Origin of the sequence: Stappia indica (assembly GCF_009789575.1) — a bacterium.
Taxonomy (GTDB): Bacteria; Pseudomonadota; Alphaproteobacteria; order Rhizobiales; family Stappiaceae; genus Stappia; species Stappia indica_A.
The window spans coordinates 1,837,907-1,862,852 of sequence record NZ_CP046908.1 but is presented as its reverse complement, the minus strand read 5'-3'; the positions used below and the strand labels follow the sequence as shown (position 1 = coordinate 1,862,852).

General features: G+C 67.6%; 25 protein-coding genes. 19 read left to right on the top strand and 6 right to left on the bottom strand.

Features of this window, described 5'->3' with window-relative positions; genetic code table 11:
- The first annotated feature begins 131 nt into the window (after positions 1 to 131).
- The 9 genes from GH266_RS08780 (at position 132) to GH266_RS08740 (ending at position 10,328) form a co-directional block, all read left to right on the top strand.
- On the top strand, positions 132 to 1,475 hold the full coding sequence (locus GH266_RS08780) for an ABC transporter substrate-binding protein (RefSeq protein WP_244953799.1): 1,344 nt from the start codon (positions 132 to 134) through the stop codon (positions 1,473 to 1,475).
- A 95-nt stretch (positions 1,476 to 1,570) separates the two neighbouring features.
- The gene (locus GH266_RS08775; RefSeq protein WP_158193558.1) at positions 1,571 to 3,301 is read left to right on the top strand and encodes an ABC transporter permease; all 1,731 of its coding nucleotides are present in this window, start codon (positions 1,571 to 1,573) and stop codon (positions 3,299 to 3,301) included.
- Between the two features lie 15 nt (positions 3,302 to 3,316).
- Positions 3,317 to 4,426, top strand: a complete 1,110-nt coding sequence (locus GH266_RS08770; RefSeq protein WP_158193557.1) for an ABC transporter ATP-binding protein — start codon at positions 3,317 to 3,319, stop codon at positions 4,424 to 4,426.
- Positions 4,427 to 4,655: 229 nt separating this feature from the next.
- Complete coding sequence (locus GH266_RS08765) at positions 4,656 to 5,720, top strand: LacI family DNA-binding transcriptional regulator (protein WP_158193556.1); 1,065 nt, start codon at positions 4,656 to 4,658, stop codon at positions 5,718 to 5,720.
- Positions 5,721 to 5,760: 40 nt separating this feature from the next.
- On the top strand, positions 5,761 to 6,747 hold the full coding sequence (locus GH266_RS08760) for an ABC transporter substrate-binding protein (RefSeq protein ID WP_209001632.1): 987 nt from the start codon (positions 5,761 to 5,763) through the stop codon (positions 6,745 to 6,747).
- 119 nt (positions 6,748 to 6,866) lie between these two features.
- Positions 6,867 to 7,670: an ABC transporter permease gene (locus GH266_RS08755; RefSeq protein ID WP_158193555.1), complete on the top strand. Its 804-nt coding sequence runs from the start codon at positions 6,867 to 6,869 to the stop codon at positions 7,668 to 7,670.
- A 4-nt stretch (positions 7,671 to 7,674) separates the two neighbouring features.
- On the top strand, positions 7,675 to 8,466 hold the full coding sequence (locus tag GH266_RS08750) for an ABC transporter permease (RefSeq protein ID WP_158193554.1): 792 nt from the start codon (positions 7,675 to 7,677) through the stop codon (positions 8,464 to 8,466).
- The gene (locus GH266_RS08745) at positions 8,463 to 9,491 is read left to right on the top strand and encodes an ABC transporter ATP-binding protein (protein WP_158193553.1); all 1,029 of its coding nucleotides are present in this window, start codon (positions 8,463 to 8,465) and stop codon (positions 9,489 to 9,491) included. The genes GH266_RS08750 and GH266_RS08745 overlap by 4 nt, the downstream gene beginning before the upstream one ends.
- Before the next feature lie 27 nt (positions 9,492 to 9,518).
- A complete protein-coding gene (locus tag GH266_RS08740; RefSeq protein ID WP_158193552.1) occupies positions 9,519 to 10,328 on the top strand; it encodes a phosphodiesterase in 810 nt (269 codons plus the stop codon).
- A gap of 139 nt (positions 10,329 to 10,467) precedes the next feature.
- Here GH266_RS08740 and GH266_RS08735 read toward each other — a convergent pair whose 3' ends face one another.
- Complete coding sequence (locus GH266_RS08735) at positions 10,468 to 11,382, bottom strand: helix-turn-helix transcriptional regulator (RefSeq protein ID WP_158193551.1); 915 nt, start codon at positions 11,380 to 11,382, stop codon at positions 10,468 to 10,470.
- Between the two features lie 255 nt (positions 11,383 to 11,637).
- Between GH266_RS08735 and GH266_RS08730 the strand changes: the two genes are divergently transcribed.
- The 7 genes from GH266_RS08730 to GH266_RS08700 all read left to right on the top strand — a co-directional run bounded on the left by GH266_RS08730 (position 11,638) and on the right by GH266_RS08700 (position 18,989).
- Positions 11,638 to 13,818, top strand: coding sequence for a TonB-dependent siderophore receptor (locus GH266_RS08730; RefSeq protein ID WP_158193550.1), 2,181 nt, complete (start codon positions 11,638 to 11,640; stop codon positions 13,816 to 13,818).
- 90 nt (positions 13,819 to 13,908) lie between these two features.
- A complete protein-coding gene (locus tag GH266_RS08725; RefSeq protein WP_158193549.1) occupies positions 13,909 to 14,196 on the top strand; it encodes a DUF2218 domain-containing protein in 288 nt (95 codons plus the stop codon).
- A gap of 6 nt (positions 14,197 to 14,202) precedes the next feature.
- On the top strand, positions 14,203 to 15,183 hold the full coding sequence (locus GH266_RS08720) for an alpha/beta hydrolase (protein WP_158193548.1): 981 nt from the start codon (positions 14,203 to 14,205) through the stop codon (positions 15,181 to 15,183).
- Positions 15,184 to 15,227: 44 nt separating this feature from the next.
- The gene (locus GH266_RS08715; RefSeq protein ID WP_158193547.1) at positions 15,228 to 16,154 is read left to right on the top strand and encodes a siderophore ABC transporter substrate-binding protein; all 927 of its coding nucleotides are present in this window, start codon (positions 15,228 to 15,230) and stop codon (positions 16,152 to 16,154) included.
- Positions 16,155 to 16,196: 42 nt separating this feature from the next.
- Entirely contained in the window at positions 16,197 to 17,198 is a 1,002-nt protein-coding gene (locus GH266_RS08710; RefSeq protein WP_158193546.1) for an ABC transporter permease, read from the top strand.
- Positions 17,188 to 18,213, top strand: a complete 1,026-nt coding sequence (locus GH266_RS08705) for an iron chelate uptake ABC transporter family permease subunit (RefSeq protein WP_199270484.1) — start codon at positions 17,188 to 17,190, stop codon at positions 18,211 to 18,213. Before GH266_RS08710 ends, GH266_RS08705 begins: the two co-directional genes overlap by 11 nt.
- Complete coding sequence (locus GH266_RS08700) at positions 18,210 to 18,989, top strand: iron ABC transporter ATP-binding protein (protein ID WP_158193545.1); 780 nt, start codon at positions 18,210 to 18,212, stop codon at positions 18,987 to 18,989. The genes GH266_RS08705 and GH266_RS08700 overlap by 4 nt, the downstream gene beginning before the upstream one ends.
- Here the strand turns inward: GH266_RS08700 and GH266_RS08695 are convergent.
- A complete protein-coding gene (locus GH266_RS08695; protein WP_158193544.1) occupies positions 18,956 to 20,188 on the bottom strand; it encodes an AI-2E family transporter in 1,233 nt (410 codons plus the stop codon). The two genes, GH266_RS08700 and GH266_RS08695, sit on opposite strands and share 34 nt — an antisense overlap.
- Before the next feature lie 112 nt (positions 20,189 to 20,300).
- Positions 20,301 to 21,911: a CHASE domain-containing protein gene (locus tag GH266_RS08690; protein ID WP_158193543.1), complete on the bottom strand. Its 1,611-nt coding sequence runs from the start codon at positions 21,909 to 21,911 to the stop codon at positions 20,301 to 20,303.
- Between the two features lie 169 nt (positions 21,912 to 22,080).
- Between GH266_RS08690 and GH266_RS08685 the strand changes: the two genes are divergently transcribed.
- Positions 22,081 to 22,278, top strand: a complete 198-nt coding sequence (locus GH266_RS08685) for a CsbD family protein (RefSeq protein ID WP_158193542.1) — start codon at positions 22,081 to 22,083, stop codon at positions 22,276 to 22,278.
- 90 nt (positions 22,279 to 22,368) lie between these two features.
- Here the strand turns inward: GH266_RS08685 and GH266_RS08680 are convergent, their stop codons facing one another.
- The gene (locus GH266_RS08680; RefSeq protein ID WP_158193541.1) at positions 22,369 to 23,163 is read right to left on the bottom strand and encodes a response regulator; all 795 of its coding nucleotides are present in this window, start codon (positions 23,161 to 23,163) and stop codon (positions 22,369 to 22,371) included.
- A gap of 136 nt (positions 23,164 to 23,299) precedes the next feature.
- Between GH266_RS08680 and GH266_RS08675 the strand changes: the two genes are divergently transcribed.
- Positions 23,300 to 23,536, top strand: coding sequence for a NepR family anti-sigma factor (locus GH266_RS08675; RefSeq protein WP_158193540.1), 237 nt, complete (start codon positions 23,300 to 23,302; stop codon positions 23,534 to 23,536).
- Entirely contained in the window at positions 23,533 to 24,072 is a 540-nt protein-coding gene (locus GH266_RS08670) for a sigma-70 family RNA polymerase sigma factor (protein ID WP_158193539.1), read from the top strand. The genes GH266_RS08675 and GH266_RS08670 overlap by 4 nt, the downstream gene beginning before the upstream one ends.
- 5 nt (positions 24,073 to 24,077) lie before the next feature.
- Here the strand turns inward: GH266_RS08670 and GH266_RS08665 are convergent, their stop codons facing one another.
- Positions 24,078 to 24,503 (bottom strand): hypothetical protein, encoded by a 426-nt coding sequence (locus GH266_RS08665; RefSeq protein WP_158193538.1) that lies wholly within the window; start codon positions 24,501 to 24,503, stop codon positions 24,078 to 24,080.
- Positions 24,504 to 24,508: 5 nt separating this feature from the next.
- Positions 24,509 to 24,859, bottom strand: a complete 351-nt coding sequence (locus GH266_RS08660) for an ElaB/YgaM/YqjD family protein (RefSeq protein ID WP_158193537.1) — start codon at positions 24,857 to 24,859, stop codon at positions 24,509 to 24,511.
- Positions 24,860 to 24,946 lie beyond the last annotated feature (87 nt).

The window sequence follows — 24,946 nt, the reverse complement described above, 5'->3', positions numbered from 1 at the left end:
CGCGCCTTCTCCATAGTTAATTGAAATAATTGATCTATTGTTTTTCTCGACCGGCTTTTCGGTTCTGGCACGGCATTTGAGAGGGGAAAGGGCACCGGCTGCCAAGGCCGGATCCATTGGGAGGAATACAAGTGAGCTCTTTTGCCCTGAAAGCAGCCGCGGGGGCGGCCGCTCTGTTCGCGTCCGTGTCCATGACCACGCTCGCGCTCGCCAGCGACAAGCTGACCATCGTCACGTCCTATCCGGCCGACGTCACCGACGTCTACAAGAACGCCTTCGAGCAGGCCAATCCCGGCGTCACCGTCGAGGTGGTCAACAAGAGCACCAGCTCGGGCGTCAAGTTCCTGAAGGAAACCGCGTCGAACAATTCCGCCGACATCTTCTGGGCCTCGGCCCCGGATGCGTTCGAGGTGCTGAAGGCCGACGGCCTGCTGGTCAAGTACACCTCGTCGGTCGAGGGCCTGCCGGCGAAGATCGGCGCCTATCCGATCAACGATCCGGACGGCTTCTACACGGGCTTCGCCCTGTCGGGCTACGGCATCATGTGGAACACCCGCTATGCCCAGTCCTACGACATCGAGCCGGCGAAGCAGTGGTCGGACCTGACCAAGGCGCAGTATTTCGGCCATGTCGGCATTTCCTCGCCCTCGCGCTCCGGCACCACGCACCTGACGATCGAGACGATCCTGCAGGGCGAGGGCTGGGAGAAGGGCTGGGAGCAGATCAAGTGGATCGGCGGCAACTCCTACACCATCACCGAGCGCTCCTTCGGCGTGCCGGACGGCGTCAACACCGGCTCCTTCGGCTTCGGCGTGGTGATCGATTTCTTCGGCTTCTCCTCGCGCTCTTCGGGCTTCCCGGTCGATTTCGTCTATCCGGACGTGACCGCCCTGGTGCCGGCCAATGTCGGCGTCGTGACCAACGCGCCGAACGGGGACAATGCCCGGAAGTTCGTCGACTTCCTGCTGTCGGCAAAGGGCCAGGAGCTGCTGCTCGATCCGAAGATCATGCGTCTGCCGGTCAATCCGGAAGCCTATGCCAACGCGCCTGAAGGCTTCCCGAACCCGTTCGTCGGCGACACGATCAAGGCCAGCGTCAGCTTCGACAGCGACGCCTCCAAGGCGCATTACAACGCGGTCAACGCGCTGTTCGACAGCATGATCACCTATCGCCACAAGGAGCTGGCCGCGGCCGTGAAGGCCATCCACGAGGCCGAAGCGGCAGTGGGCGAGGGCGGCTCGCAGGCAGCCAAGGACCTGATTGCCGAGGCGCGCGCCCTGGTGGCCTGGACCCCGGTCGACCTGGAGACGGCGAACGACCCGGCCTTCGGCGCGATCTTCACGACCAAGCGCAAGAGCGAGGACGACAAGTCCAGCGGTCGCCAGGCCGAGGTCGAGCAGGAGTGGGACGCCCGCATCGTCGAGAACTATGCGAAGGCGGTGGACCTCGCCGAGAAGGCGAAGTCCGCGAACTGACGCCCCAAAGTGTCTGCGGGCGGTCCCGGCACGGGATCGCCCGCCCCGGTTCCTTAAGTCCCGCACATTCCGCCCGTTGATGAGGAGGACCGCGCATGGCTGCGCTGTCGACCGTCTCTTCGCGTGCAAGTTTCGGGCAGCGCATATCCTGGGGGCCGCTGACGGCCGCGCTCGGTATCCTGCTCTTCCTTGTCGCTTTCCTGATCCTGCCCGTGGCGATGGTGATCTATGTCGCCTTCACCGATCCCGGCAGCGGCCAGCTGACGCTTGCCAACTTCATGGACTTCTTCCGGAGCGCGCTGTTCCGCGAGTCCTTCTACAATTCCTTCTACGTGGCGGCGATGTCGGTGGTCCTTGCCACCGTCTTCGCCCTGCCGCTCGCCTACATCACCTCGCGCTTCAACTTCCGCGGCGCGGTGCTGATCCAGACGCTCGGCTTCGTGCCGCTGATCATGCCGCCCTTCATCGGCGCGGTGGCGATGCAGCTGCTGTTCGGCTCCAACGGCAGCGTCAACCTGCTGCTGCGCGACTGGTTCGGCATCACGCTGCCCTTCATGGAAGGGCTGAACGGGGTGATCCTCGTCCAGTCGATCCACTACTTCCCCTTCATCCTGATCAACCTGTCGGCGAGCCTTCGCAACATCGACCGGTCGATGGAAGAATCTGCGCAGATGCTCGGATCGCACGGCATGCGGCTGTTCCGCCGCATCGTGCTGCCGCTGGCCATGCCGGGCTACATCGCGGGCGCCTCGCTGGTCTTCGTCAAGGTGTTCGACGACCTCGGCACGCCCCTGCTGCTCAACGTCAACAACATGCTGGCGCCGCAGGCTTACCTGCGCATCTCCTCGGTCGGCATTTCCGACCCGATGGGCTACGTGATCTCGGTCATCCTTATCGTCTGCTCGATCTTCGCCATGTGGGTGTCGATCAGCGCGATGCGCGGCAAGGACTATTCCACCACCCAGAAGGGCGGCGGGGGGCTGTCCAAGCGGGATCTCGGCGCGCTGGAAACGGCCGGCTGCTATCTCGTGGTGCTGGCGCTGCTGGCCATCGTGCTGGCGCCGCATATCGGCCTGCTGCTGCTGTCGCTCGGCACGGTGTGGTCCTTCTCGGTGCTGCCGGACGGCTTCACCACCGAGCACTATGCGGTGGCGGTCAACAAGGCCTGGCCCTTCATCAAGAACACGCTGCTCTATGCCGGCATCGCCGCGCTGATCGACGTGCTGCTGGGCACGGCCATCGCCTATCTGGCGGCGCGCACGACGCTGATCGGGCGCAAATGGCTGGACTATATCGCCATGGCCGCGCTCGCGGTTCCCGGCGTCGTGCTCGGCATCGGCTATCTGCGCCTGTTCTACAGCGTCGACATGCCGTTCACCGGTGCGCCTCTCGCCACATGGTGGGGCATTATCGTCATCGCGCTGGCGACACGGCGACTGCCGTATGCGCTGCGCTCCTGTTCGGCGGCGCTGCAGCAGGTGAGCCCGTCGCTGGAGGAGGCCTCGGAGAACCTCGGTGCCCCGAAGGTACGCACGGTGCGCAGGATCGTGCTGCCGCTGATGGCCGCCGGTCTCGTCGCCGGCTTCGTCACCAGCTTCGCAACGGCCGCCGTCGAACTGTCGGCGACGATCATGCTGGTGGCGCAGGAAAGCGACGCGCCGCTCGCCTACGGCCTCTACCTGTTCATGCAGTCGGCGGCGGGGCGCGGGCCCGGTGCTGCCCTCGGCGTGATCACGGTCGTGATCGTCGGCCTTGCCACCTACTTCGCCCAACATCTCGTGGAGAAGGCGCGACGGGAGCAATCCGCGTCCGCCGGCTCGCACTGACCAGGGAGCACAGCCATGCTTCAAGCGATTGAGACCACCGGCCAGCTTGCTGCCTCCAGCGGCGCGACGCCGATCCGGATCCGCAACCTGACCCTGTCCTTCGGCACCACCAAGGTGCTCAAGGGCATCGACCTCGACATCGGCGCGGGCGAGTTCTTCGCCTTCCTCGGCCCGTCCGGCTCCGGCAAGTCGACCCTGTTGCGGGCGATTGCCGGCTTCGGGCCGCGGCCGAGCGGCGAGATCCTGCTCGGCGAGCGCAACGTCATCGGCCTGCAGCCGTGGAAGCGCGATGTCGGCATGGTGTTCCAGAGCTACGCGCTGTGGCCGCACATGACCGTCCGCCAGAACGTCGCCTACGGGCTGGAGGAACGGCGCCGGCCGGCGGAGGAGATCCGCCGCCGGGTGCGCGAGGCGCTGGAGCTCGTCGGGCTCGACGCCTATGCCGACCGCTATCCCTCGCAGCTGTCGGGCGGCCAGCAGCAGCGCGTGGCGCTGGCCCGCACCGTGGTGATCGAGCCGAAGGTGCTGCTGCTCGACGAGCCGCTGTCCAATCTCGACGCCAACCTGCGTGTCCAGATGCGCCAGGACCTTCTGGCGCTGCAGCGCCGGCTCGGGATCACGACGATCTTCGTGACCCACGACCAGGAAGAGGCGAACACGATCTGCGACCGGATCGCGGTGCTGTCGGACGGGGTGGTGCAGCAGGTCGGCGAGCCCGATCATGTCTACGACCAGCCGGCCAACAGCTTCGTGGCGCGGTTCCTGGGCACGGCCAATATCCTCGACGGCCGGGTGATCGTGCGCGACGGCGCCTGCCGCTTCGTGCTCGACGAGCGTTCCTCGATCCCGCTGCAAGGCACGCATGGTGAGGGCGAGGCGAGCTTCGTGCTGCGGCCGCGCGGGCTGGAATTCGCGGATGACGGCGCGGGCGAAATTGCCGGTACGATCCCTGGCACCATCTCGGGCAGCGAGTTCCTCGGCGACACGATTCGCTACTTCGTCGAGATCGGCGACCGCTCGGTGCTGGTCGACGAGGTGCACCGGCGCGGCGGCGACCGGCGTGCGGCCGGCACCAATGTGATGCTGCGCGTGATGCCGGGACAGGGCGTGGTCCTCTCCCGCTGACGCCTTGTTTTCCCGTGCTCACGACAATGGCGCCGTCTCCGGACGGCGCCATTTTTATTGTCCCGTCCGGGCCGCACTGCCTCGCTTCTAGGCAGGGGGCTGTCCAGGGCCGGGCAGGGGCCGTGCCTTCATCAAACTGACATCGGCCCGGTATATTGAGAATGGAAACGTTTCCATTTTCGAAATTCGGCGGTATTGTAGCGATACGTAGCCGGCTTGGGAGGGACTGGTGAAAATTCGGCCACCTACGATCAAGGATGTGGCAGAGCGCGCCGCTTGCGGTATCGCGACGGCCAGCCGCGTCCTGAACGGACGGGGGCCGGCCAGCGAGAAGACGCGCAAGAAGGTGCTCGCCGCGGCCGCCGATCTCGGGTTCGAGTTCAGCGATCTCGGGCGTTCGCTACAAAGCAGCACAACCCGCACCATCGGCTGCGTCGTGCCCTCGCTCGCCAATCCGGTGTTCGCCGATGTGGTGCAGGCCGCGCAGGCGCAGGCCAACCGCGCCGGCTACCAGCTCATCCTCGCCTGTTCCGACTACGACACCGAGCTGGAGAGCCGGGCCATCCGCACGCTGCTCGCCAAGCAGGTCGACGGGCTGATCGTCACGGTCAGCAATGTCGATGAGAGCGAGGGGCTGGAGCAGGTGCGGGCGCGCGGCGTGCCTTGCGCGCTGGTCTACAACCGCTCCTGCGGCGATCTTCCCGCCTGGACGGTGGACAACCGGGCCGCCGCTGCGGCCGTGGCGCGCGAATTCGCGGCAAGGGGCCATCGGCATACCGGCTTCCTGGCGCTGGAATTCGGCCGCTCGGACCGTTCGCGCGAGCGTTTCGAGGGCTTTGCCGAGGCCTGCGCTGCGCTCGGCATGGCGCCGCCCGTGCTGCTGGAGATCGCCGAGCAGGAGGGCCAGCTGCTGGAACTGCTGCGCGCCCTGCTCTCCGCCAACCGGGACGTCACCGGCATCTTCGCATCCAACGACTACCTGGCGCTCGCGGCCATGAAGGCGGCTCGCGGCCTTGGCATGCGCATTCCCCAGGACCTGTCGATCGTCGGTTTCGACGGCATCTCGACGGGCCTGATGGTGGAGCCGAACCTTGCCACCGTGGTGACCGATCCGCGGGCGATGGGCGAGGGGGCGGCACGCACCGTCCTGGCACAGCTTGCCGGCGAGACGCCGCCGGCAGGACCGGATCCGGCCAGGACTTTCAGTTTCCGGCAAGGCGGCAGTCTCGGACCGCCTGCGCCGGGAAGCACGGACGGCGGAGAAGCGGCAACTTCCCCGCCGTCGAGACAGTAACCCGAGCTACCGAACCGCAGGAGTCACCGCCGTGAAACATATGCTTTTTGCAACCGCAATGACAATGGTCGCCGTTTTGCCGGCAAAGGCCGAAGATGCCGTCTGCTACAACTGTCCGCCGCAATGGGCCGACTGGGCCTCGATGCTGAAGGCCATCGACGAGAAGCTCGGCGTCAAGATGCCGCATGACAACAAGAACTCGGGCCAGGCCCTCAGCCAGCTGCTGGCGGAGAAGGCGAGCCCGGTGGCCGATGTCGCCTATTACGGCGTGACCACCGGCATCAAGGCGGGCAACGAGGGCGTCGTCACGCCCTACAAGCCGGCCGGCTTCGACGAGATCCCCGCGGGCCTCAAGGATGCGGACGGCCGCTGGTTCGCCGTCCATTACGGCACGCTCGGCTTCTTCGTGAATGTCGACGCGCTGGGCGGGGCCCCGGTGCCGCAGTGCTTCGCCGACCTGAAGAAGCCGGAATATCGCGGCATGGTCGGCTATCTCGACCCGTCCTCGGCCTTTGTCGGCTATGCCGGTGCGGTGGCTGCGAACATCGCCTTCGGCGGCGACCTGACGAATTTCGATCCGGCCATCAAGTTCTTCAAGGAGCTGGCGCAGAACGATCCGATGGTCCCCAAGCAGACCTCGTTCGCCCGCGTCGTGTCCGGCGAGATCCCGATCCTGTTCGACTACGACTTCAACGCCTATCGCGGCAAGTACGAGGAGGACGGCAATTTCGAGTTCGTCCTGCCGTGCGAGGGCTCGGTCCGCGTGCCTTACGTGATGAGCCTGGTGGCCGGCGCGCCGCATGAGGAGACGGGCAAGAAGGTGCTCGACTTCATCCTGTCCGACGAAGGCCAGGCGATCTGGACCAACGCCTACCTGCAGCCGGCCCGTCCGGTCGAGCTGCCGGCCGAGGTCGCGGCGAAGTTCCTTCCCGCCTCGGACTACGAGCGGGCCGTCGCGGTCGACTATGCCGAGATGGAAAAGGCCCAGGCGGCCTTCGGCGAGCGCTACCTGAACGAAGTCAAGTAACGCTGCCATCCTCCCATGGGAACCGGGCGTGCGGCAACGTGCGCCCGGAACCCCGTGGGTCTTGCCCGCGTGCCGGTTTCGGCGCGCGCCTTCCGACATGAACATGACGACGGACCGCCATGGCCAACCGCACCTTCATTGCGCTCTGCCTGCTGCCGCTTGCCGTCTTCTCGCTCGCCTTTCTCGCCCTGCCGCTGGTGCGGCTGGTGATGGCCTCTGGCGAGGGGACCGAGGGCTGGGGCATCTACCTGCAGATCCTGCAGACCCCGCGCTATCTCCAGACCCTGCTGCAGACGGTGCTCGTCTCGCTGGCGGTGAGCGTCGCGGCGCTCGCGATCTCGACCACCGCAGGCCTGTTCCTGGCGCGCAACCGTTTCCCCGGGCGCGGTGCGCTGCTGTCGATCCTGACCCTGCCGCTCGCCTTTCCCGGCGTGGTGGTCGGCTTCCTGATCATCCTGCTGGGCGGCCGCCAGGGCCTGTTCAACATGATGCTGCCGGGCCATGTGGTCTTCGCCTATTCGCTGCTCGGCCTGTTCCTCGGGTATCTCTACTTCTCCATCCCGCGCGTGCTGCTGACGGTGATGGCGGCGACGGAGAAGCTGGATCCCTCGCTGGAGGAAGCCGCGCGCACGCTCGGTGCCTCGCCCTACCGGATCATCTTCGACGTGATCCTGCCCGGACTTGCGCCCTCGCTGGTCGCGGCCGGGGCGATCGCCTTCGCCACCGCCATGGGCGCGTTCGGCACGGCCTTCACGCTGGCGACCGACATCGACGTGCTGCCGATGGTGATCTACACCGAGTTCACCTTGTCGGCGAACATCGCCATGGCCTCGGCCCTGTCGGTGCTGCTCGGCATCGCCACCTGGGTGCTCTTGCTGCTCGCGCGCAGTTTCGCCGGTGCCACCGTCGCGGCGGGGGGCTGATGCGATGCGCCTGACCCTTCCCCGGTTCCTGCAGCTTGCCGTCACCCTGCTGACGGCGGCCTTCCTCATCGTCCCGGCGATCCAGTCGATCCTCGCCGGTCTCACCGTCAACTATTTCCGCGGCCTGTCGTCGGGCATGACCCTGCGCTGGGTCGGCGAGGTCTGGCGGCTCTATGCGGACAGCATCCTGCTGTCGATGGGCCTTGCCGTCGCCTGTCTTGGCGTGACGCTGGTGATCGGCGTGCCGGCGGCCTATGCGCTGGCCAAGAATCCCGGCCGCCTGTCGCGGATCCTGGAGGAGTTCATCTCGCTGCCGCTGGCGGTGCCTGGCCTTGCCCTGGCGCTCGCCCTGCTGCAGCTCTACGGCTCGATGACCGGTTTCCGCACGTCCTGGACCTTCATCCTGGTCGGCCACGTGCTCTACACGCTGCCCTTCATGGTGCGTTCGGTGCTGGCCGTGCTGATGGCGATGGACCTGAAGTCGCTGGAGGAAAGCGCGGCGACGCTCGGCGCTTCGGCGCCCACGCGCTTCCGCACCATCGTCGTGCCCAATGCCATGCCGGGCATTCTCGCCGGCGCGCTGACCGTGGTCACGCTGTCTATCGGCGAGTTCAACCTGACCTGGATGCTGCACACCCCCTACCTGAAGACGCTGCCTGTGGGCCTCGCCGACAGCTACGCCTCGATGCGCCTGGAGATCGCCTCGGCCTACACGCTCGTCTTCTTCGTGATGATCGTGCCGCTGCTGATGGCGATGCAGTGGGCCACCGACAGGGCACAGAGGATTTCCCGATGACGCTGACCATCCGCAATGCCAGCAAGACCTATCCCGACGGCACCCGCGCCCTGCTGCCGACCGACCTGACGGTCGGGCAGGGCGAGATCCTGTCGTTGCTCGGCCCCTCGGGCTGCGGCAAGACCACGCTGCTGCGCATCATCGCCGGGCTGGAGACGCCGGACGCCGGTACCGAGGTGCGCTTCGACGACGAGGACGTGACGCGGCTTGCCGTCGAGCGCCGCAATGTCGGCATGGTGTTCCAGTCCTACGCCCTGTTCCCCAACATGTCGGTCAGGGCCAATATCGGCTACGGCCTCAAGGTGCGGAAGGTGCCGAGGGCCGAGCGCGAGCAGCGCGTCGACGAGGTGCTGGCCCTGTGCCGGCTCGGCGATTATGCCGAGCGTGCGGTGACCGCGCTGTCCGGCGGCCAGCGCCAGCGCGTGGCGCTGGCCCGTGCCATGGCGCCGCGACCGCGCATCCTGCTGCTCGACGAGCCGCTGTCGGCGCTGGATGCGGCGCTGCGCGACAGCCTGCGCGACGAGCTTGCCGCGATGCTGCGCCAGTTCCGCATCACCGCGGTCTTCGTCACCCACGACCAGGCCGAGGCGCTCGCCATCGCCGACCGCATCGCGGTCATGTCGCAGGGCAGGATGCAGCAGGTCGGACCGCCGGAGGAGCTCTACCGCACGCCGGTCTCCTCCTTCGTCGCCCGCTTCATCGGCAATGCCATGCCGCTTCCCGGCTCCATCGTCGACGGGCGCCTGGTGCTGCCCGGCGGGCACCTGCCGCTGCCGGCCGGCACTTCCGGCGCCGAGGTCTTCGTGCGGGCGGAGGACGTGCATCTCGACGATGCGGGGCCGCTGTCGGGCACCGTCGAGACCGTCGCCTTTTCCGGCGGCCACTACCGCATCGGCATTGCCGGCATCACCGGGGAGACGCTGTTCGCCACCCATCCGGGCCGGCAGGCGCCGCGTCCGGGCGACAGCGTGCGCCTGCGCATCGATGCCGGCGACCTTCTCGTTCTTCCCCAGGACCGCTCGTAAATCCCAGCTCAGGGCCTTGTTCTTCGCATGACCAAGATCATCCAGATTTCAGACATCCATATCGTTCCCGAAGGCCAGCTGGCCTACGAGAAGGTCGATACCGCCGCAGCGCTCGCAGAGACGGTCGCGACCATCAACCGCTGGCTGCCGGCCATCGGTCCGGTGGCGATGGTCATCGTCACCGGCGACGTGACCGAGCACGGTACCGAAGCCGAATATCGCCGCTTCCAGGAGATCATGGCGCCGCTGCAGCTGCCCTGGCGCGCCGTGCCGGGCAACCATGACGCCCGCGAGCCGATGCGCGAAAGCCTTGCCGCCAGCGGCTGGATGCCGGAAAGCGGTCCCATCGACTGGGTGGCCGAGTTCGACGACCTGGCGGTGATCTGCCTCGACACGCTGGTCGAGGGGCGCCCGCATGGCGAGCTGGCGCCGCAGAGCCTGGAGAGCCTGTCGGCGCGTCTCGCCAGCCTCGGCGACAAGCCGGTTCTGCTCGGCCTGCACCATCCGCCGATCACTTCGGGGATTGCCGCGATGGACGCCAACAACCTCCACAATGCGGCTGCGCTGCGCGACGTGATCGCCGGCTACAAGGGCGAGGTGCGCATCGTCTGCGGCCACTTGCACCGCTCCATCGCCGGTCTTGTCGACGGGCGCATCTGCCAGGTCTGCCCCGGCACCTCGCATGCGGTGACGCTCGACCAGCGCGCCACTGCCGGCAACAGCCTGACGGTGGAGCCGGGCGCGATGATGCTGCACGAGCTGCGCGACGGCGTGCTGCTCAGCCACTGGATCCCGGTCGGCCGGTTCGACGGGCCGCACCCGTTCCTCGGCGTCTGAAGCGCGCTGCGTCTTTCACGGCGCGGCAAGGACGACCAGACGGTCTGAAACACGGTATCGGCCCGGAGACCCATCGCGGTTTCCGGGCCGATTGCATGGGGCGCAAGGTTTTGTGCCGGGCGGAAATGCCTCTCCTGCCTCAGGCGCGGGCGCTGCGCCGCGCCTCGCGCGGGGAGATGCCGAACATCCGCTTGAAGGCGGTGGCGAAATTGGCCGGGCTGCTGTAGCCGGCGCCATGCGCCGCCTCGGCGACGGTGATGCCCTCGCGCTCCAGCAGCTGCCGCGCCCGCACCAGGCGGGTGCTGCGGACATATTCCGAGACCGTGCCGCCATGGGCGAGGCGGAACAGGCGCTGCATCTTGCTGACGCTGACCCCGCATTGCCGCGCGACCTGTTCCAGCGACAGGCCGTCGGCTTCCGGGTCGGCCAGCATGTCCTTGATCGCCTGCAGGCGGCGCTGCTCGACCGGCGAGAGCTCGGTGCGCAGCGCCTCGCGCCCTTCGCTTGCCAGCGCGGCGAAGGCCTCGGCGACCAGGTCCAGCGCCCGGCTTTCCAGATACAGGCTCTCGGGATAGCTGCCGTCGTGCGGGGGATGCAGCATCTGCTCGGCGATGGCGATCATCGCCGGGCTGGCGACCCAGTCGAAGCGGGCAAGATGCGTGTTGCAGAACGCGCGCACCGTCTCGCAGCCGGCAATGTCGTCGATGCCGCTTTCCGCCAGCCACTGCGGCGACATGGTGACGATCACCTTGCGCAGCCGGTCGCCCTTGCGGGCATGGCGGACGAAGCGGTCGGGCCGCGTGCGCGACATCATCACGCCGCGCACCGGCTCGTCCTCGTGCCGGCCGACATTCAGCGGCACCCCGCCGATCGTTGCGTCGACGCCGCCGTCGAGGAAGATCATGATCGTCAGCCCCGGCGGCTGCTCGATGGTCGTGGCGATGTCCTGCAACGTCACCGTGTCGGAGGTGTGGACGTTCAGCCCCGTGCGCAGGCGCGTCATCCGGTGATCGCCGTGCAGCACCGCCGCGCGCGAGGATCTCAGCGGCCGCAACAGCTGGAATCCGGGGCCGGTAACTGCCGCGCAGTCCTGCAAGTCGTTCGCCAGAACGTCGTTATCCCTGATATTGCAGCCGGTTGACATTGTCGTGGCCGCCTCTCCTGCGGGCACCGCGGGCCGCGCAAACATCTTTGACGCCTGCGCAAAGGTCCGGCGGTGGCATTGGTCGGGTGCTTCCTCTAACAAACATGAGTGTTTTTATCAAGTTTCTGCTCGGCACCCGCTGCCGGGCAGTGTATGGGGGTGTGCATGACTACGAAGATTGGCCGCCAGGCGGTACCGGGCGAGGCTTCGCCCCGGATTGGCCGGCTTCTGCTCGCGACGACCGCGCTCGGTCTCGTCCTTCCCGCTTCGGCGCTGGCGCAGGACGTGGCTCCGACCGTGCTCGAGCGCATCGTCGTGCAGGGCGCCAGCTACGAGACGGACGAGAGCGACAGCTACACCACCAATCTCGTCAGCGTCGGCGAGAAGGATGTCGTCCCCGTCCGCCAGATCCCGCAGTCGACCACCGTCCTGACCCGCGAGCGGCTGGAGGACGGCGGCTACACCTCGCTCGACACGGCCCTGCGGGAGACGCCCGGCATCGTCGTGCTGAACAACGACAACGGCCGGTCCAGCCTGTTCTCGCGCGGCTTCGAGTTCGACAATCTCTACTTCAACGGCCTGCCGGCGCCGCTGTCGAGCGTCTACGGCACCCAGCCCGACATGGCAATCATCGACCATGTGGAAATCCTGCGCGGCCCGGCCGGCCTGTTCGGCGGCGCCGGCGAGCCGGCGGGCGCCATCAACATGCGCCTGAAGCAGGCCAAGAGCGACTTCGAGGCTAGATTCGAGGGCGCGTTCGGCTCGTGGGAGCACAAGCGCGGCGAGGTCGACGTGACCGGCCGCCTCAACGAGTCCGGCTCGGTGCGCGGCCGCTTCGTCGGCGTCCTGCAGCACGACAAGGGCTTCGTCGACACGACGGAGAACGGCGTCGGCGTCGCCTACGGCACGATCCAGGCCGATATCGGCGAGAGCACCACGGCGACCTTGTCGGTCAGCCACCAGGTTCGCGACATCACCCCGTTCAACGGCCTGCCGACGACGCAGAACGGCACGCTGCTCGATCTCGACCGCTCCACCTTCACCGGCGCCGACTGGAACCGCTTCGACAATTCCGTCACCGATTACATCGCCGAGCTGGAGCACAAGTTCGACGACGGCGGCCATGCCAAGGTCTCGGCCCGCTACCAGGATACGGATGTCGACTTCCTCTACGCCTGGGCCAACGGCTATGTCGGCGCGGGCGGCAACATCGTCTCCGGCGGCGGCGACACGGCCGACACCCGCTGGCTGGCGCGCGACTACCAGGCCGGCTCGCTCGCCCTCGATGCGCATGTCAGCAAGCCGTTCGAGCTGTTCGGCCAGGAGCACAACATCATCGTCGGCGTCGACTACCAGAACACCGACGCTACGCTGCTGCAGGGCGCCGGCACCATCGCCGGCAACCAGAACATCTACAACTGGAACTCCGCGCTGCCCGAGCCCACGGTCAACTACACCGTCCAGACAGGCACCGATTCCGACCGCTTCGGCGTCTACGGCCAGCTGCGGGTGAAGCCGATCGAGCGCCTGACCCTGATCGGCGGCGGCCGCTTCAGCTGGTACAGCGCCACGACGACCAACCTGATCACCGGTGCTGTGACGGGCAAGCAGGACGTCGATGCCAAGTTCACGCCCTATGCCGGCGTCGTCTTCGACCTGACCGACTGGCTCTCCGCCTATTCCAGCTACACCGAGATCTTCCAGCCGCAGACCGCGACGGACGTCGCCGGCAAGATGATCGACCCGCGCGAGGGCCGGCAGTACGAGGCGGGCCTGAAGGCGGAGCTGTTCGACAGCGGCGTCAACGCCTCGCTCGCCTATTTCAACCTGCGCGACACGAACCGGGCGGTCGCCGATCCGACGACGCCGGGCGCCTCCATCGCCCAGGGCGAGGTCGAGGTGCAGGGCATCGAGGTCGAGGCCTCGGGCTCGCCGCTGCCGGGCTGGGAGATCGCCGGCGGCTACACCTATACCGACAGCACCTATCTCAACACGGCCCAGGCCGGCCAGACCTTCAGCACCTACACCCCGCAGCACATGTTCCAGCTGTGGACCAAATACGCGTTCGACGAGCGCTTCGGTGCCTTCGAGGGCGTGTTCGTGGGCGGCGGCGTCACCGCGTTCAGCTCCTTCTCGAGCGTGTCGGGCGGTGTCACCATCAAGGCGCCGGGCTATGTCACCGCCGACCTGATGGCCGGCTACCGGATCAACGACAACTTCACCGCGACGCTGAACGTGAACAACATCTTCGACGAGAAGTACTATTCGCGCGTCGGCGGCAATTCGGTGTTCAACTTCTACGGCGAGCCGCGCAGCGCGACCTTCCGGCTTTCGGCGAAGTTCTGACCGCTTCCTCAAGGAAGCACCACAAGACACAGGCGGGGCGGAGACATGACGTCGCCCCGTCCCGCGCAACCTGATAGCGGACAGCCATTCATGCCGGGCATTCAGACCACCGTTGCGACCGCCAATGCGTCGCGCTACCTGCAGCAGCTGTGCAAGCACTTCGCCCACAAGGTGGAGGCCCGTTTCGACGCGACGAGCGGCGAGGTCGACTTTCCCTTCGGCGATTGCCGCCTGTGGGCGGACGCGGAGCAGCTGAAGATCGAATGCGTCTCGAAGACCGAGGAGACGCTGGCACGCACCAAATTCGTCGTCCACGATCATCTCGAGCGCTTTTCCTGGCGGGAAAAGCCGGAGATCGTCTGGGAAACCAAGGACTGAGCCTCGATGCCGCTGCCTGCCCTGCGATCCCTGATCGTGCTTGCCCTCGCCGCGCTGATTGCGGCGGGCACGCTCGCGCGTGCTTCGGAGCCTTCCGCTGCGCCCGTGCGGATCGAGGGCGCGGTGGAGATCGCCTTCACCGCCAAGGCGGGCGGCGAGGCCTTCCGCCTGCTGGTCTACCGGCCGCAAGGCAAGGCGCCGGCCGGCGGCTGGCCGGTGCTCTACAGTTTCGACGGAGAGGACAGTTTCGCGCTCCTCACCGACATCGCCCGCACGCTCAATCCGCTGGCCGCGCGCACGGGCCGCTCGCCGGTCGCGATTGTCGCCATCGCCTGGCCGAGGGGCCGTGCCAGCATCGACCGGCGCGTTTACGACATGACCCCGCCGACATCGCGGGCGGGCGGCGCCCATGTCATGCCGGAGCGGCCCAACGGCCAGCCCTGGCCGCAGCTCGGCGGCGGCGATGCCTTCCTTGCCCTCATCGAGGACGAGGTGAAGCCGCTGGTGCGCAGCCTGCTCGGCGAGAGCACCGGGCCGCAGACCCTGTTCGGCCATTCGCTCGGCGGGCTGATGGTGCTGCACCGCCTCGCCACGGATCCGGACAGCTTCTCCTGCTATGCGGCGAGCAGCCCCTCGATCTGGGTCGACGACCGGCAGATTTTGGCCGATCTGGAGCGTGCCATCGCCCGCCCGCCGGCCGCCTCCGCCGATGCGCCCGTGCCGGGTCTTCGCGTCACCGTCGGCGGCGCGGAGGAAGAGTTCGGCCCGCAGGACGCGCGCGCCGGCGAGGGGGCGGAGGCGCGCCGCCGCTGGATCGCCAACAACGCGATGGTGACCAATGCCCGCGCGCTTGCTGCCCTTGTTGCGGAAAAGGGCGAGGGGCACCTGCGCTTTTCCTACGAGGAATACGAGGGCCGCACCCACCAGACGTCCCGCATCCTTGCCGCGCTCGATGCGGTGCAGTTCGCCATCGACTGCACCGAGTGAGCCCGCGGCCCATGCCCCCCTCCCACATCCAACGGATGGACGACATGCCCGTTCCTGCCCGCTTCCGCTCCTCCCTGTTCTCCGCCCTTGCGGCCTGCGCCCTGCTTCTTGCCCCTGCCGCGCCGCTGCACGCCGAGACGATCACGATCCAGCACGCGCAGGGCACCAGCGAGGTGCCGCTCGACCCGAAGACGATCCTCGTCTTCGACCTTGCCGCGCTCGACACGCTGGATACGCTGGGCGTTCCGGTCGCCGGTGTGCCGGAAGGGGTGAAGCCGGCCTATCTTCGCCACTATAATGAGGCCGCCTATCCCAAGATCGGCTCGCTGTTCGAGCCGGATTTCGAGGCGGTCGCGGCCGCCGCGCCCGATCTCATCGTCACCGGCGGGCGCTCGGCCGCCAAATATGCCGAGCTTGCCGCCATCGCCCCGACCGTCGACGTCACGGTCGATGCCTCCCGCTACATCGAGGACGCCAAGGACAAGGTCCGGCTCCTGGCGCGCATCACCCGGCGCGAGGAGGAGGCCGAGCGCCGCATCGCCGCGCTCGATGCCTCCATCGCCGCGCTCAAGGACAAGGCGAAGGGCGCCGGCACCGGCCTCATCCTCATGACCACGGGCGGGCGCATGAGCGCCTATGGCCCCGGCTCGCGCTTCGGCATCATCCACACGGTGTTCGGCGTTGCGCCAGCTGCTGCCGACCTTGCGGTTGCGACCCACGGCCAGGCGGTCTCCTACGAGTTCATCCTCAAGACCGATCCGGACACGCTCTTCGTCATCGACCGCGACGCGGCCATCGGCCAGCGCGGCCAGGCGGCCAGCGTCCTGCTCGACAACGAGATCGTCCGCCGGACCAAGGCCTGGAGCAACGGCCGGGTGGTCTATCTCGATCCCGACAGCTGGTATCTCAGCGGCACCGGCCTCACCGCCATGCAGGCGATGGTGGACGAGATCGCCGCCGCGCTCGACTGACCGTGTCCTGCGCGGCCCCTTCGATGAACAGCGACACCTGACATGGCGACGAGACGTTCCGGCTCCCCGAACGGCCTTGCGGCAGGAGGCCTTGCCGTGGGGCTCCTCGCCCTGCTGGCGCTGGCGAGCGTCAGCCTCTTCGTCGGCGTCGCCGACCTGACGCCCGGCCGGCTGCTCGATCCGGCAACGCGCGAGGCGGCCATGCTCGCGCTTCTCGAGAGCCGGCTGCCGCGCACCGCCGCGCTGATGCTGGCCGGCTCGTGCCTGGCGATTGCCGGCGTCATCATGCAGATGCTGACGCGCAACCGCTTCGTCGAGCCGACCACCGCCGGCACGACGGAGGCGGCGGGCCTCGGCATGCTGGTGATGCTGCTGTTCTTTCCAGGTAGCCCGGTGGTGGTGAAGTCGCTGGTCTCTGCCGGCTTTGCCTGTGCCGGCACTGCGCTGTTCCTGCGCCTGCTGCGTGCGATACCGCCCGGCTCGCCGCTTCTCGTGCCGCTGACCGGCATCATGTTCGGCGGCATCATTGGTTCGCTCACCGCCTACATCGCCCATCACTACGGGCTGATCCAGTCGCTCGGCGCCTGGCGCAACGGCGACTTCTCGGTGGTGATCGCCGGCCGCTACGAACTGTTGTGGCTGACGCTGGCCCTGAGCATCCTTGCCTATCTCGCCGCCGACCGCTTCACCATCGCCGGGCTCGGCCGCGACATGAGCCGCAATCTCGGCCTCGACCACGGACGCACGCTCGCCGTCGGCCTCGTCATCGTCTCGCTGATCTCGGCGCTGGTGGTGACGACGGTCGGCTCGATTCCCTTCCTCGGGCTGGTGGTGCCCAATCTCGTCAGCCTCGCCATGGGCGACAACCTGCGCCGCTCGCTGCCCTGGATGGCGCTGTGCGGCGCCGGCCTGGTGCTGGCCTGCGACATTGCCGGCCGCCTCATCGTCGCTCCTTACGAGATCCCTGCCGGCACCGTCTTCGGCGTGCTCGGCAGCCTCGTCTTCCTCTATCTCCTGCTGGGGCGCCCCTCCCGTGCCGCATGACCGCGCCCTTTCGGCCGCGCCCTCCGGCAGTGGCCTCAAGGCGGCCCTGCGCCGGCCCGCCGTGGTGCTGTCGCTGCTGGCGCTGGCGGTCCTCGTCGTGGCGGCCGCCTTCATGACCGTCGGGGTCAAGGGCAACTGGGAGTTCGCGCTCGCCTTTCGCGGCCGCAAGCTGCTGGCGATCTGCGTGGTGGCGAGCGCCATCGCCATCTCGACGGTGATCTTCCAGACGATTGCCGGCAACCGCATCCTCACGCCCTCGATCATGGGGTTCGACGCGCTCTATGCGCTGCTGCAGACGTGCTTCGTCTTCTTCCTCGGCTCCGCGCGGCTTGCCAGCGTCGACAACCGGCTTCTGTTCGCGGTGGAAACGCTGGCGATGCTGGCTTTCTCGCTGGCGCTGTATCGCTGGCTGTTCCTCGGCGCGCGGCGGGGCCTGCAGGTGCTGCTGCTGGTCGGCGTCGTCTTCGGCCTGTTGTTCCGCGGCATGATGGTGCTGCTGCAGCGGGTCATCGATCCGAACGAGTTCGTCGTGCTGCAGGACCGCCTCTTCGCCAGTTTCAACGGCGTCGCGCCGGACCTTCTGGGTATCGCCACGCTGGTGATCGTCGCCGTGTCGCTGGCGCTGTGGCGCCTGCGCGGCCGGCTCGACGTGCTGCTGCTCGGCCGCGACCAGGCGATCAACCTGGGGCTCGATTACCGGCGCACCGTCTCGCTGATCCTCATTCTCGTCTCGCTGCAGGTCTGCGTCGCCACCGCCCTTGTCGGCCCGCTCAACGGCTTCGAGCCGGTCAGCTTCTTCGGCCTTCTGGTCGCCAATGTCGCCTATCTGCTGGTGCCGGGCTTTCGCCATGCGCATGTGCTGGTCGGGGCGGCGCTCATCGGCATCCTGCTGCTGGCCGGCGGCCAGCTGGTGCTGGAACAGATGCTGGGCTTCGGCTCGGCGGTCGGCATCGTCACCGAGTTCATCGGCGGCGTGCTGTTCATCGTCATGCTGCTGAGGGGAATGGCGCGTTGATCGAGATCGAGGGACTGACCAAGGCCTATGACGGGCATGTCGTCGTCGACGGCGTCAGCCTGACCATCCCGCGCGGCGGGCTCACCGGCATCATCGGGCCGAACGGGGCGGGCAAGTCGACCCTGCTCGGCCTCATCGCCCGGCTGCTCGCCGCCGATCGCGGCACGATCACCGTCGACGGGCTGAATGTCGCCACGACGCCCGGTGAGGCGCTGTCGCGCCGGCTCTCGGTCCTGAAGCAGGACAACAGTATCGCCGCCCGGCTCACCGTGCGCGATCTCGTCGCCTTCGGCCGCTACCCGCATTCGCGCGGGCGCCTTGGGGAGGCGGACCACGCGATGATCGGCCGGGCGCTTTCCTATCTCGGGCTGGAGCCCATCGCCGACCGCTTCCTCGACGAGCTCTCCGGCGGCCAGCGCCAGCGCGCCTATGTCGCCATGGTGCTGGCCCAGGACACGGATTACATGCTGTTCGACGAGCCGCTCGCCAGCCTCGACATCCGCCATGCGGTGTCGATGATGCACCTGTTGCGCGATGCCTCGCGGCGCTTCGGCAAGGCGGTGGTGGTGGTCCTGCACGACATCGACATCGCCGGAAACTTCTCCGACCGCATCATCGGCATGAAGGACGGGCGGGTGCTGTGCCACGGCAGTGCCGGCGAGGTGATGACCGGCGCCAACCTGACGGCGATCTACGACATTCCCATCGCGGCGCACCGGCTGGAGGGCCAGTTCGTGACGACCTACGCGCTGCCCGAGGGCGCCGACGGCGCCTGAGACGAAGCGCCGGAGGCAGGTCGCGGCACGGGCAATCCGACGGGCGCGTTCTCGTCCTGCGTCACCTCGTTCAGCGGCAGGATGTTGGTCAGCACCGTGTCGAGGATCAGCAGGCAGGGCACGGCGATGAAGCCGCCGACCGGCCCCCACAGCCAGATCCACAGGGCGATGGACAGCAGCACGACGAACGGGTTCAGCGTCATCGTGCGCCCCAGCACCGCCGGGGTCAGGAACTGCGCTTCCATCAGGTTGAGGAACAGGTAGACGAGGGGCGGCGCCAGGATGCCGAAGGTCGTCTCGGAGGTGGCAAGGCCGACGCCGGTCAGCAGCAGGGCCATCACCGCCGGGCCGATATAGATCACGTAGTTCAGCACCCCGGCGAGCAGGCCCCACAGCATGGGCGAGGGCACACCCAGCACCCACAGGGCCAGCGACACGGCAAGGCCGAGGATGATGTTCACCGCCGTGATCGACAGCAGGTAGCGCGACACCCTGGCCTCGACATCCTCGAAGATGCGCCTGGCGCTGGCGCGCAGGGCCGAGGTCGGGCAGAAGGCGAGCACCGCCTCGCGGAACTGCTTCCGGGTGGCGATGAAGAAATACATGCTGGCGAGAAACAGAACGATCTGCGCCGTCAGCGCCGGGGCGAAATAGGCGACGCTTTCCACCGCCGAGGTGTCGTCCACCTCCACCTTCATGCCCGTCGTCTGGCCGAGCGCGGAGCGCAGTTCCTCCTGCATGCCGCCGAAGGAGGCGATGACGCCCTGCCAGCTGGTCAGCTGCGATTGCAGCTTCGCCCAGATCTCCGGCAGCTTGTCCATCCAGTCCGACAGCGGCACCGCGAAGGCGGTCCCGGTCATGGCGATGAGGGTGAGGAAGGCGGCGACGACACCGAGCGCCGAGATCCAGCTGGGAATGCCGAATTGCTCGATCCTGTCCGACAGCGGGCCGAACATCAGCCCGATGACCACGGCGAGGAAGATCGGCGCGAGGATCATCTGGGCGTGGTCGATGGCCAGCAGCAGGGCCAGAAGGCCGAGGACGATCACCGCAAGGCGCGCCGCATTGGCCAGCACCGTTTCCCAATCCGTTGCCGACAAGGTCGTCTCCCCCGAAAGTTGCGAATGCAGGTCGTGCAAGGTGCCGAGGGTTTCGCCCGGCGGCCCGCCCGTCCGGTCGCCCGACTGTCCCGACAACATGCGGCGCACGACCTCCGATGTTCAACGCGCAAGCCGGCAAAAGGTTCCCCTTGGGAAAAGACGGGGCGGCACGGCGGACAGGGGAAAGGGCGAGGCTTTGCGGCGCTTCGTCTCAGAGATCCTTCAGCGGGATCGCCATGTGCACGCGCACCCCGTCGGGGCGATGTTCGCGCTCCAGCCGGCCGCCCAGTTCGCCGCGGATATTGGCGTCGATCAGCCGCGTGCCGAAGCCGGCGCTGCCCGAAGGCTCGACCGGCGCGGAGGAGGTCTCCACCCAGTCGAGTTGCAGCTCCCGGTGCCTGCGCTTGCCGGCGAGGGTCCAGGAAATCCGCAAGTCGCCTTCGCCGCTGGCGATGCCGCTGTATTTCAGCGCGTTGGTGGCGAGTTCGTGGAAGGTGAGGCCGAGCGCCTGGGTGGTGCGCTCGTCGAGCAGGACCTTGGGCCCCTCGACCCGCTCCTCGCCGAAATCGGCGCCCAGCACCTGGTTCAGCTCGGTCGTCAGCAGCTCGCGCAGGTCCGCCCGGCGCCAATGCGAGCGGGTCAGCATGTCCTGGGCATTCGCCATCGCGTGCAACCGGGCGGAGAAGGACTGGGAGAACTCGTCGATGCTCTCGGAATTCGCAGCCGTCTGGCGGGCGATGGCCAGCACCCGGGAGATGGAGTTCTTGATCCGGTGCTTCATCTCCTGAAGCATCAGGTCCTTTTCCTGCACGGCCTTTTGCGAGGCGGCCTGCAGGGCGCGGGCCGCCTGCACGGACTTGATCTGGAACCGCGTCGACATGGCCAGCGCCAGCGCCAGCAGCAGCGAGATCGCGCCCGTCACCATGGAATAGAGATGCTGGTCCCGGCCGCGGAAGTCCGGCGTCGCATGGGCGCTGAACGTCCATTGGCGCCCGGCGATGTCCATCACGCGCTGGGTCTTCAGGTTCTTGAAGGGCTCGCTCTCGCCGAAGCCTTGCGAGCGGAAGAGGGGAACAGGCTCCTCGCCGGTCGTGTCGGCGGTCTGGAAGGTCAGCGGCAGGCGGTCCGGACCGCCGAGCGCGGCGGCATGCAGGTCGCCGGCGCGGAAGGGGGAGTAGACGAAACCGGCGACCGGGCCGTCCGCTGCCGCGCGGAAGGGGATGTAGACGAGGAAGCCGGCCTGCTTGTCCTCCTCGATCTCCTGGGTGATCTCCTGGGCAAGCTCGACGGGCGCGCTGGCGCGCGGCGCGCCGCTTTCCAGCGCCGCCAGCATCGCCTCGCGCCGGCGCGCCTCGCTGAACATGTCGAAGCCGAGGGCGGCGCGGTTCATCTCGTCCGGCGGCTCCAGCATGACGATCGGCGTGCGCCGGTCCATCGCGGTGTCCGGCCAGACCGCCCGGTCGATCCCGTAGGCTTCGGCGATGTCGCGCTCGGCCCCGGCCTCCTCGCCGGTGCGGATCAGCCTCGCATAGCCGATGCCGCGGATGCCCTCGTAGTCCTCCGTCAGGCCAAGCGAAGCGGTGAAGCGCGCGAAGGCCTCGCGCGCCACTTCGCCTTCGTGGGCGACGAAGAAGGCGTGGGTGGAAACAAGCAGGGCGATGTGCTGATGGGCGCGGTTGACGACGCGGTCGGCCGCCGCCTGCGCGATGGTTTCGAAACGGATCCGGTCGGCGGCGTTTTCCGCCCGGTACACGACCATCGTCATCCCGGCGCCGGCCAGGGCGACGACGATCAGAATGCTCGGAGGCAGAAGCCGGATCACGTCATCTTTCCATCGTGCCGAAGCCCCTCGTTTGCGCAGCCTCGCCTGCGCTCCGTCCCGCTGCGGCCCCCGCGGAAACGGCACGTCTGCAGCCCCGGCGGAACCTTTTTCCCGGCCGGGGGTTCATTTCATGCGAGGCGAACTCGCGTTGAAGTACAAGGAGAGTTTCATGAACTGGAACCAGATCGAAGGCAACTGGGAACAATTCAAGGGCAAGGTCCAGGAGCGCTGGGGAGACCTCACCGGCGACGACATGGACGTGATTGCCGGCAACCGGAAGCAGCTGGTGGGCAAGCTCCAGGAGCGCTACGGCATCGCGGAAGAGAAAGCCGAGCGCGAGGTCGACGACTGGCTGAGCCGTCCGTAAGCCTCCGGCGCCCCGCATGAAATGCCCCGCGCCACCTCATCGGTGGCGCGGGGCCGGATCTGGACGGCAGACAAGACCATTCAGGCCCGATCAGGCCGCGGCTTCGACCGTCTGGTCGAAGAACAGGGCCTGGCTGATCAGGGCCCGCACCATGTCGGGATTGAACGGCTTGGTGATCAGGAAGGCCGGCTCGGGGCGCTCGCCCGTCAGCAGGCGCTCGGGGAAGGCGGTGATGAAGATCGCCGGCATCGGCTCGCTCTTCAAAATGTCGTTCACCGCGTCGATCCCTGAGCTGCCGTCGGCCAGCTGGATGTCGGCGAGGATCATCCGCGGCTTCTTGCGGGTGAACAGCTCGACGGCTTCCTTGTGGGTGCGGGCGACGCCGCAGACCCGGTGGCCCAGCTCCGTCACGATATGCTCGATATCCATGGCGATCAGCGGCTCGTCCTCGATGATGAGGATGTCCGTCGCGATCTGCTGGGAGATGTTGCGGGCCGCGTCCGACAGCAGGACCTCCACCTCGTCGACCGGTACGTCGAGGATCTGCGCGGTTTCCTCCGGCGCGAAGCCTTCCACGGATGTCAGGAGAAACGCCTGGCGCTCCGGCGAGGGGAGCATGGACAGGTTCGCCGTTGCCCGGCGTTCCCAGGCGAAGGGCGAATCGAGGGGCGGAATGTCCATCTGGACGGATCCGAACACGGCCGCGAAGACCTTGTACAGCGAGACGCGGTCGTTGCCGGTCTCGGGAAACGAGGAGACGTCCGCAATCAGCGTCTCCAGTGTGGTGGCGACATAGGCATCGCCCGACTGCTGCGACCCCGTCACCGCTCTTGCGTATCGACGCAAGTAGGGAAGGTGGGGCGCAATGCGGTTCGAAAGTGGCATGTGGAACTCCCTGTCTGCCCGTCCGGGCGCTCAACACTCAATCTAACGTGGGTGCCCGAGAAAAGTTCCCTGCCTCGCCCCATTTTTTTTCTTCGGTGGTTATAGTGGGTCAAACGGACGAACCGGGTGCTTTGGGATGAACGGAACGAAGAAGACGGGACCGGGAAATGCGGGGCCGGGAAAAACGGGGCCCGCCGTCTCGGAGGCGCACGAGGCCGCGAGCCAGGAATATATCACGCAGCGCCTGCGGGAGCTTTACGACACCGTGCAGGAGGAGGGCACCCCGGGCCGGTTCCTCGACTTGCTGGAACAGCTCGACGAGGCGGAGAAGGCGGCGTCGGAGAAGTCAGCCTCGGAGAAGTCCGGCAAATGACAGCGGTGACTGCGCTTTCCTCGGCCGATTTCAAGCGCGAGATGCTGGCGCAGCTTCCGGCCTTGCGGGCCTTCGCCGTATCGCTGTGCGGGCGCGCCGATCTGGCCGACGACCTTGTCCAGGACGCGATTCTCAACGCCTGGAAAGCTAGGGCGAGCTTCAATGCCGGCACCAACATGCGCGCCTGGCTGTTTCGCATCCTGCGCAACTGCTTCTACAGCCTCCTGCGCAAATCCTCCCGCGAGGTCCAGGACGAGGACGAAAAGCTCGCCGGGCAGCTGTCCGTGGCGCCCAGCCAGCACGCGTCCATCGCCATGAACGAATTCCGCCACGCGCTCGATGCCCTGCCGAGCGACCAGCGCGAGGCGATCGTGCTCGTCGGGGCGTCCGGGTTTTCCTACGAGGAGGCGGCCGAGATCTGCGGCTGCGCTACCGGAACGCTGAAAAGCCGCGTGCACCGGGCGCGGGCGCGGCTGCGCGAGCTCATGGCGCTTCCCGAAGACGAGGCGGACGAGGCGGCGGGCTCCTCCGTATAGGATCATCAGTCCGCGTCGCTGTCGCCGCGCCGGGTCGCCAGGATGACGGCAAGGCCGGCGAGGGCGGCGAAGGCCAGGCCCTTGCGCGACTGCAGCATCGGCAGCGCCGCGGCGAGCACCGCCGTCGTTGCCAGGTTCCTCTGGCTGTCTCTCTTCTCCTGGCGCCGCCGTTCCATCGCATTGCTGATCGCAAGGCCGAGCAGCGCCAGTGCGGCCAGTCCCACCTGCGACAGGCTGACCATCAGCGCCGCGGTCGCCGGCGGATAGTGGGCTGCGAGCGCCAGGCCGGCGGCGACGAGCGCGGCCGCATAGGCGGCCAGGGCGAACAGCCCGGCCAGCGCCCAGAACAGCGCCGAGCGGCGGGCTCGGCGCAGGGCTGCGCCGAGGTCCACCGAGAGGATCGATGCCAGGATAGAGGCAAGGCGCAACATTGCGGTCAACGCCGCGCCAGCATGGCGATCAGGAAGCCGATGCCGGCGGCGATGCCGAGCGACTGCAGCGGCTTGCGGCGGATATGGGAGGTCAGCGAGTGCTCGAGGCGGTTGAGCTCCTCGTGCAGGCTGTCGAGCGTCTGCTGCGAGACGTCGGCAATGTCCTTGCCGGCCTTGCTGGCGCGCTCGGAATATTCGCCGGTCTTCTCGGTGCCGTAGCGCGAGATCGACTTGGCGAGGGAGGAGATGTCGCCGCGCAGGCGCTCGATGTTCTCCTGGATCGACGCGGCTTCGTCGTCGGCGCGGGCGGCCTTGGCGGTGGCGGCAGCAGACTTGGTGTCGGCGGTGGTCGGCATGGGGGTCTCCTTCAGGAAAGAAACGTTGCCGCCGTCCTGCGGCGGGCAACGGAGAAAGGAGGCGCCGACTGCGCCGGCACCTCCCTT